5 protein-coding genes are annotated in these 8368 nt (G+C 38.1%); 3 read left to right on the plus strand and 2 right to left on the minus strand.

The window, feature by feature from the left end:
- The first annotated feature begins 231 nt into the window (after positions 1–231).
- The gene (locus tag MXE38_RS11595; protein WP_246915174.1) at positions 232–930 is read left to right on the plus strand and encodes a response regulator; all 699 of its coding nucleotides are present in this window, start codon (positions 232–234) and stop codon (positions 928–930) included.
- 7 nt (positions 931–937) lie between these two features.
- Here the strand turns inward: MXE38_RS11595 and MXE38_RS11600 are convergent, their stop codons facing one another.
- Positions 938–3025 carry a fructose-1,6-bisphosphatase gene (locus tag MXE38_RS11600; protein ID WP_246915177.1) on the minus strand — a complete coding sequence of 696 codons (2088 nt, stop codon included), beginning with the start codon at positions 3023–3025 and terminating at the stop codon, positions 938–940.
- 851 nt (positions 3026–3876) lie between these two features.
- On the opposite strand from MXE38_RS11600, the gene MXE38_RS11605 reads away from it, so the two are divergent.
- Entirely contained in the window at positions 3877–4758 is an 882-nt protein-coding gene (locus MXE38_RS11605) for a flagellin (RefSeq protein WP_246915180.1), read from the plus strand.
- Between the two features lie 402 nt (positions 4759–5160).
- Positions 5161–6720, plus strand: coding sequence for a class I SAM-dependent methyltransferase (locus MXE38_RS11610; RefSeq protein WP_246915183.1), 1560 nt, complete (start codon positions 5161–5163; stop codon positions 6718–6720).
- A gap of 189 nt (positions 6721–6909) precedes the next feature.
- Here MXE38_RS11610 and MXE38_RS11615 read toward each other — a convergent pair whose 3' ends face one another.
- Positions 6910–7674, minus strand: coding sequence for a winged helix-turn-helix domain-containing protein (locus MXE38_RS11615; protein WP_246915190.1), 765 nt, complete (start codon positions 7672–7674; stop codon positions 6910–6912).
- Positions 7675–8368: the final 694 nt, after the last annotated feature.

Here is an 8368-nt window from a genome sequence, read left to right on the forward strand (position 1 = left end):
TTTTCAAGTCTTTATCCATAATTTTAGGTCGTCAAAACTTTTCCTAAAAATTATCGATTTCGAAAACATAAAATCCCATAAAATCAATGTTTTTAAACTTGATAATGTTCTCACGCGTAACTACTAATTTATTGTTGATACCGTACTATATACTTACGGAAGTAAGATAGATCCTTATGAAATAAGTTTACCTAATAAGCTACACCTTTTAGTACGTTAAAGATTTGCATTATGATTAAATTAAAAATTCTTGTAGTTGAAGATGAAGACCAAATAAGACGAGCTTTAGAAACTATGCTTCAAGATGAAGGCTATGAGGTCTTTGGTGCATCTTCTTTAAAGGAAGGCAAGATTGAATGTGCCTGTAGAGCTCCCGATTTGGTAATTATTGATCTAGGCTTACCAGATGGAGATGGCCTTAATTTAATTAGTGAGTTTAGAGCCTATAGTTCTAATCCTATCTTAGTACTCTCTGCACGCGATAATGATCAGAGTAAAGTTACCGCCCTTGATTTAGGGGCTGATGATTATTTAAGCAAACCATTTAGTTCTAGTGAGCTTAAAGCTCGCATTAGAGCGCTGTTGCGTCGCTTTAATAATAATAATGCTAATAAAGAGAATAATAATGTTGTAAAACTTGGCAGCAATGTTTTAGTTAATCTAAGCGATTATAGTATTTACAAAAATGATCAAAAGGTTCACTTAACTAAGTTGGAGTTTAAACTCTTACAAGTTATGCTCAAAGATCCTAATAAGGTACTTACTCAGCGCCATTTAATGCTTAATGTCTGGGGTGCGGCCTATGTAGAGCATCCACACTATCTTAGAATCTATATGAACCACTTACGTATTAAGTTGGAAGATAACCCCGCCAATCCAGAATTTTTAATTACAGAAACTGGCGTGGGCTATCGATTAGTAGTTGACTAGCTAAAAACTACTTGTTCTTGCTTGGACGCTCTAAGATAGTACCGTCCATATAGGCTTGGAGGAGTTCTTCAAGTTCGTGAATGCTGCGCTTGATACGCTCACCAATATCAGTTTCCTCTACCTTACGGCGCTGATCATAGTGCTCAACTTCGGTAGCCTCTGACTTAATATCGATATGCTCACGTACTGCCTTTTCGCAGCTTTCAAAAGGACGGTGAGCCTTGAGTACCATATTGTGAGAAGAACAAATCAAGGTATAGCCAGCAATACCAGTAGTATTGTGGTAGGCAGAGCATAAGCCACCATCAATAACAAAGAGCTTACCACCGCCACGAATTGGGCTTTCACCATCCTTAACTTTAATTGGAGTATGGCCATTAATAATGTGGCCCTTTTCAGGATCTAAACCAAACTCCTCTAAAATCATGCGGCAAGTATTCTCATTATGATAGTGAGTGTAGTAAGGATCACGAGGCTCTTTGTGAGTAGAGCGATCATCAATAAAGTAACGCTCAAATGGCTTCATAATACGGCCTGATAAAGGACTATTAAAGCCACACCATAAGTAGTACATGAAGTCTAAACTCTTACGATCATGATAAGAGTAAGCATGACGGGCCAAGCGCTCACAATAATCTAAGAAGGCTTTGCCTTGCATAAGCTTATCGGCAATCTTAATTTGTCTAAAAGTACCATCCTCATTCATTGGAACACAGCCATGGAATAATAAGTTGCCATTAAAGCACTTATATAAAGAGCCATGGGAGAACAAGAATGCTACTTCCTTTTGCAAGCGCTCTGACTTTAAGAAGGACTCTTTTAAAGACTCCACTAAATGAGTTTCTTCTCTACTTAAGGCAAATGGATCTTTAGGGTCAATAGTTGGCAAATCTGTAGTATTAATGTCATATTCTTTACCATCAATTACTACCTTGCCACGCTCTAAGTCCATCTTGTCTAAGAGCAAACGATCTTCCATCATAAAGTCGCTATTACGCTTAATTAATTGTCCTTGTAACTTTAAGGCAATCACAGTAATAGCTTTAACCATCTTAGCACGCCCCTCATCCTCAAAGGCCTGCATCATGATTTCATACTCTTGATCGCTTTGTGCACCATGGCCAGTAGGCTTACCGAAGTTGGCACCTAAGGCACAAGCAGCACCAGTTGAGCGCTCTTTTACTGGATAGTTATAAGTAGCATTAGCAAATTCATTAAGCTTACGTAGCGAAATGGAATAACCACTCTCTAATAAAGAGTAATTAAAGTAGTTAACATTATTACGTAAGACAGTAGCAATACATACCTCAGAGCCTAAGGCTGCGCCCATCCATAAAATATCGTGGTTGCCCCATTGAATATCAATGCTGTGGTAATTCATTAATAAGTTCATGATCTTGTCTGGGCTTGGGCCACGATCATAAATATCACCTACTACGTGTAAGTGATCCACAGCTAAGCGCTTAGAAAGAGCACATAAAGTAATAACAAAGTGATAGGCTGCTTTAGTTCTAATGATGGTAGATAAAATGGCCTCATGATAAATGGCACGTGATTCAGTCTCATCATTTTGAGCGTGTAAGAGCTCATCAATAATATAGCTGTAATTCTTATTAATGGCTTTACGTACTTTAGAACGGGTATATTTAGCACTTAGATACTTACAAAGTTTAATCAGCTTAATCAGTGCATCCATGTACCAAGCATCATTTAACTTGCCTTCTTCTTTAGCAATACGCATTACCTCTTGTGGGTAATAAACTAAAGCACATAAGGCTGATTTTTCCTCAGCGCTGATATCAAAAAGCTCATCTACCTTATCATGGAGCACGCCTGAGCAGCTGTTAAGGATATGGCAAAAAGCCTCATACTCACCATGGAGATCACTTACAAAGTGCTCTGTGCCTTTTGGTAAGTTTAAAATAGCCTGTAAGTTAATGATCTCAGAGAAAGCATCAACTCTATTAGGATATTGATCAGACAAGAGCTCTAAATAATGATGATCTACTGGTAAACCACCTGCATTAGGGCTAGCATCATTAAAAAATTCCTGAAACTCACCAATTACATCTAAGCCAGAATCAAAAGTGCTCATTAGTACTCCTAAAAATACAGCTGCAACCAAAGCTGCTCGCACACAACAACCCTATGCTGGAGTCTGTTAAAGATACTCCCTAAGCTTGTGCAAAATCCAAAAGAAAAGACAAAAGCTAAAAAAAATAGCTTAAACATGCGCTTTTAGTGTAGCAAAGAGAATACAGGCTAACTATTTACCAAAAAGCAAATTGCGATCTAGGCCATGTCTTTAGCCTTTAATGATAAAAGTGCTCATTTATCGCTAAATACCTAGGATCCCAGAAAAAAATCCTCTAAAGCTACTATCCAACAAAGTCCTTTAATAAAAAAGTTAACCAAAATTACTCTTTATTTTAACAATAAACTTTATAAAGTTTATTTACAAATACCATACTAGTGAAAGTTTAAGTAAGTTCGACAAAATAATACAAGATAAAGTAAGACTTGAGCTAGTACTGGATTTCAAAAGTTCATCACCCCCTTAAATGCTACTTAAAGCTAGTAAATTCGAGTTTTTGCTGCTTTAAAACAGGGGACGAAACTTTTGAAAGCTAGTAATAGCTTTGGGCTAGCATTTTGGCTAGCCTTTGGGCTACTCCCAAGGCTAGCCTTGGGGCTAGCTTTGGGGGTAGCTCATAGTTGTAAAAGGACTTTTGAAAACTTTCACTAGTTCACAAATTTCCGATATTTTTGGGATTTTTTCCATTTTTATAATTAAGAATATAAGCAGATGTACCGTTAGACATTTTATATAAAGAGAGATATCGATAGGTTTTATGCTCCTAAGTCCCATAATACTTATCGTTGCAAATAATGCTGTGTTTTTACCCCCTACTAATGAACAGTGTTTATTAGTGGCTTGGAGGATTTATGGCTATCTATATTACTAACATTGCAGCCATGCAAGCACGTCGTCACTTTAATAATGCGACAGCTCGGGTCAACACCGCAATGCAAAGGCTAGCCTCAGGCTTGCGTATTAACTCAGCAAAAGATGATCCTGCTGGTCTACAAATTTCCAACCGTTTAACCTCCCAAATTAATGGCTATAAGCAAGCTAATCGCAATACTGCTGATGGTCAGGCTTTTGCACAAACTTATGAAGGAGCTTTAGACGAAACAGTTAATATGCTCCAAAAGATTCGTACTATAGCTGTCCAATCTGCCAATGGCACCTATACGAGCGAGGATCGTAAAGCTATGCAAGCTGAGGTTAAAGCCCTCTCAGAAGAAATTACTCGTATTGCAGAGCAAACCAAGTTTGGTGGTAAGACTATATTACTAGGTGATCAAAGCACAATGCTGGACAAAGGTTTTATGACCTTGCAAGTGGGAGCTTATTCTGACGACACTATTAGTATTGATCTAACCCAAAGTTTTAAACTCGATGATATTTATGCAGCTTTACCAAACAATAATGGTAGCGTTGTTAATGGCTCTTTTACTGTGGACACAGCTGATGGAGCCAAAAATGTGTTAGCTGATATCGACGCTATGATAGGTATTGTAGATGCACAAAGAGGTGAAATTGGTGCGCTACAAGTACGTTTAGATTCAGTAATGCGTCTCAATGAAAATATGACAGCTAATCTTTCTGATGCTCGCAGTCGTATTCGTGATACTGATTATGCTGAAGAATCAGCTAATTTAATGGAGGCCTCTATTTTACAGCAAGCCTCTTTAGCTATGATGATGCAGGCTAATGCTAGAGGCAACATGATTTTACAGCTCATTAACGGAGCTCGTATTTAGTTTTTTCTATCTCATTGCAAGGCTAGATCATATCCAGCCTTGTCCTTTTTTCCGCTTAGCACCAACTTCTCCTCCCCTACTCTTTAAAAAATTGCGCTAAATTCCTGTAAATAGATACAGTTTTCTGTATCTATCAAGCTTTTGAAAATGGCTTAACTACTAGGGTTGGCATGATTTTTGAAAAAAAAAAAAAAAAAATTTCCTCTTTTTTCCGATAATACCGTCATCTAATATTGGCATCTTTTTAAGCGCTTTTCATGGTTTATACGCACAGCTTTTATAGCTTCCATAATACAAGCCCAAATCTTGCCATCTTAGACTTAGGAGCACCATGTACAAAGATGCAGCTCCTATTTGTATGTTAAAAATTTTTAAACATTCTTGAAAATAAAGGTTTTTTCCATGTCAGACTGGTCTATGGGCTACCAAACAGATTTGCAATATACTTTTGGCTATTATCGAGAAATCAACCCTCTTTATGCTCGCTATCTTCTAACTACACAAGGTTTTGATACTCCTGACTTTAGTCAAGGTTGTGCCTGTGAGTTAGGCTTTGGTCAAGGCGTGTCTATTACTATGCACGCTGCTGGCTCTACTACCAAATGGTATGGTAATGACTTTAACCCTGCTCAGGTTAATTATGCTCAACATTTAGCTAAGTACGGAAAAGTTGAAGTAATGTTGAGCGATGAGTCTTTTGGCGACTTTGCTGATCGTGATGATTTGCCAATGTTTGACTTTATTTGTCTACACGGCATTTGGTCTTGGATTTCCCCAGAAAACCAAAATTATATTATTGAATTTGCCCGTCGCCACTTAAAGGTTGGTGGTATTTTCTATATTTCTTACAACGTATCCCCAGGTTTTATTGCTTTTGAGCCAGTACGCCATTTAATGAGCGAGCTTAATAAGCATATGCTAGCTACTAAAGCTGATGCTCAAGACAAGCTTGCTATTATTAAACAATACTTAGAGCAAATCGTAGCTGTTGAACCTAGCTTTATTAAGGTCATGCCAGGTGTTGCTAAGCGTATTGAGGATACCTTAACTAAGGACTACCACTACTTAGTTGGCGAATATCTTAATACTTTCTGGGACATTACCCATCACAGTGTCTTATGTGAACGCCTCCAGGCTGCTAAGCTTGACTTTGCCTGCTCTGCTACTGGCACTGAGCTTATGGATAGTCTCAACCTTACTGCTGAGCAGCAGCAATTCTTGGCTCAATTTAAGGGCGGCCCATTGTATGAAAGCAGCCGTGATTTCATTGTTAACCAGCAATTTAGACGTGATTTCTTTATCAAGGGCCCACGTAAACTTACCAAAGTAGAGCACACCCGTCGCTATAATGAGCTAGCCTTAGTGCTAATCGCTCCTGGCAAAAATGTCACTTATGAAGTTAAGACCCGCTTAGGTACTGCCTCATTAATCCAAGAGATTTATAAGCCATTAGTTGAGTTTTTGGATGACAATGAGCCACATACTATTGGCCAGCTCAAGGAGCACTTCTTAGATAACAAGAAGTTCCCTCAATTTACTGAGGCTAAGCTCTTAGAGGCTATCAACACTCTTGTGTTTACAGGCACTTGCGCTCCTGCTGTGATGAAGGACACTATTGATCCAAAATCAATTAAGCAATGTTTAGACTTAAACTTAGCTATTATCAACGAGACTGACGACTCTACAGTTAACTTCTTAGCCTCCCCAGTTCTTCAAGGTGGTGTGATTGTAGGTGATGTTGGTCTTAAGGCTTTACAGGTTTATCTCAACAACAATAGACCTAAGGATAAGAAAGTCTTAATTAACTGCTTGTTAGACTACTTTGCTGAGCCTGACCACACCCTCAACAAGGAAGGCAAGCCTGTAACAGATCGCAAAGAGCAAAAAGAGATTGTCTCTAAATTAGCCACCCGCTTCTACGAAGACCAACTCAAGGTTTACCAAAACCTCATGCTCATCTAAGCTCTAGCCCTAGCCCTAGCCAGCTCCCTGGCCAGAGGCCAGAGCTGGCTAGGGCCTGACATTGTCAGGCCCAGGGCAAGGCCAAAGCTTTTGCTTTGGTTTGGCCAGGGGCCTTAGGACTTGGCTTTAGCCATATGAAAAAAGCTGACACTACTTACGAGTGGTCAGCTTTTTTCATGGGTGGAAATACTAAATGGCGAGGCGATAGCCTACTCCTGTTTCTGTAATAATGTAGCAAGGATTCTTAGGGTCATCTTCTAATTTAGCTCGCAAATTACAAATAACAATGCGCAAATTATTGCTTTGATCGCTTTGATGTGGGCCCCATACTTGTTGAGATAAAAAGCTTTGGTCAAGGACTTTACCGTGCTCTGCTATTAAAACCCTTAGCAAGCGTCGTTCAATATTGGTTAAATGAACCTCTTTACCATTTTTAGTGGTGTTATGATTCATTAAATCTACAGCTACATTACCAATATTAAACACAGTTTCTTTATTAGGGTTATCCCCAGGAACAGTTCTACGCCTTAAATTAGCTCTGATACGAGCATTCATTTCTAAAGAGCCAAAAGGCTTAACCACGTAGTCATCAGCACCAACTTCCAAAGCTTGGATCTTAATACTCTCATCACTAATAGTTGAAATCACAATAATAGGCACACGAGAGTAGGATCTAATGGTTTTAATTAGATTTAAACTATCGCTTTGTGCTGACTCGATATTAAGCAAGATTAAATCTGGTTTACGGCTAGCAGCATTAATTTCACCTTGCTTAGCATCATGACACATGTAAATCTTGTAAAACTCTGAGCCCAAAGACTTTTTTAGCGAGCGACATATTTGCTCATCAGAATCAATAATGAGAATAGTAGATTTGCTTTTAGGTCTTATACCAAAAGGTGAGTTTGATTGATTAATAAGCTCATCGCTCTTTAGATAAAACTCAGATGCCATCACTAATTAAATCCGCTACCTTAGCCTCTTAAGTATTAATAAGATGCCAAGAACAAGGATCTCTCCTATAAAAAGAAATGATTAAGTGGAACTAATAAGCGTTGATCTGACATAAAAAGAGCAAAAAAAAAAAAAAAAAAAAATATTGTAAAACTAGCTATTTTGACCAGAGCTCTAACTCTCTGGTATATAAATCTAGCTAAATAAGTGCATTCCTTCACTTAATAGCAATAGTCCAGGTAGACTCCTTCTAGAGTTAATACCAATAGACTAAAGCTAGACACAATATGCCCAGCCCCAAACGCTAACCAAATTATCAACTTCACCTCATCGATGAAGCATGTTGTAAAGATTATATATCTTTTTTTAGCTTGTTTGTTGCTTATAAAATGAGTCTTTTTCTGCACCTAGACTGATATCGAGTAATTTAAGAGCCCCAAGATTCCTGGTCGTTAAACTTTGGCAAGATTAACCATATTGAGTATTGAGGACATTAAGGATAATGGAAAATACCCTAGGGGACAGAAAACATACTTAGGAATGGGCTTGGCTTTTTAGGCTTTTAAGAACATATAGACCGCCAATTTGGTGTTAGCGAACAAACAGCCTATAATCATTGCTATTATCGATAACTTTGAATATTAATAAAACTACACTATTTTAACCTTTTATATAGATATATGTGATTAGGGTC

It is taken from the genome of Anaerobiospirillum sp. NML120448, from assembly GCF_023050945.1.
In the GTDB taxonomy this organism is placed as follows: Bacteria; Pseudomonadota; Gammaproteobacteria; order Enterobacterales; family Succinivibrionaceae; genus Anaerobiospirillum.

Excerpts from the sequence above, each read along its gene's own strand:
- MXE38_RS11595 (WP_246915174.1), top strand. The coding sequence starts at position 232 with ATGATTAAATTAAAAATTCTTGTAGTTGAAGATGAAGACCAAATAAGA.
- MXE38_RS11615 (WP_246915190.1), bottom strand. The coding sequence starts at position 7,674 with ATGGCATCTGAGTTTTATCTAAAGAGCGATGAGCTTATTAATCAATCA.
- MXE38_RS11600 (WP_246915177.1), bottom strand. The coding sequence starts at position 3,025 with ATGAGCACTTTTGATTCTGGCTTAGATGTAATTGGTGAGTTTCAGGAA.
- MXE38_RS11605 (WP_246915180.1), top strand. The coding sequence starts at position 3,877 with ATGGCTATCTATATTACTAACATTGCAGCCATGCAAGCACGTCGTCAC.
- MXE38_RS11610 (WP_246915183.1), top strand. The coding sequence starts at position 5,161 with ATGTCAGACTGGTCTATGGGCTACCAAACAGATTTGCAATATACTTTT.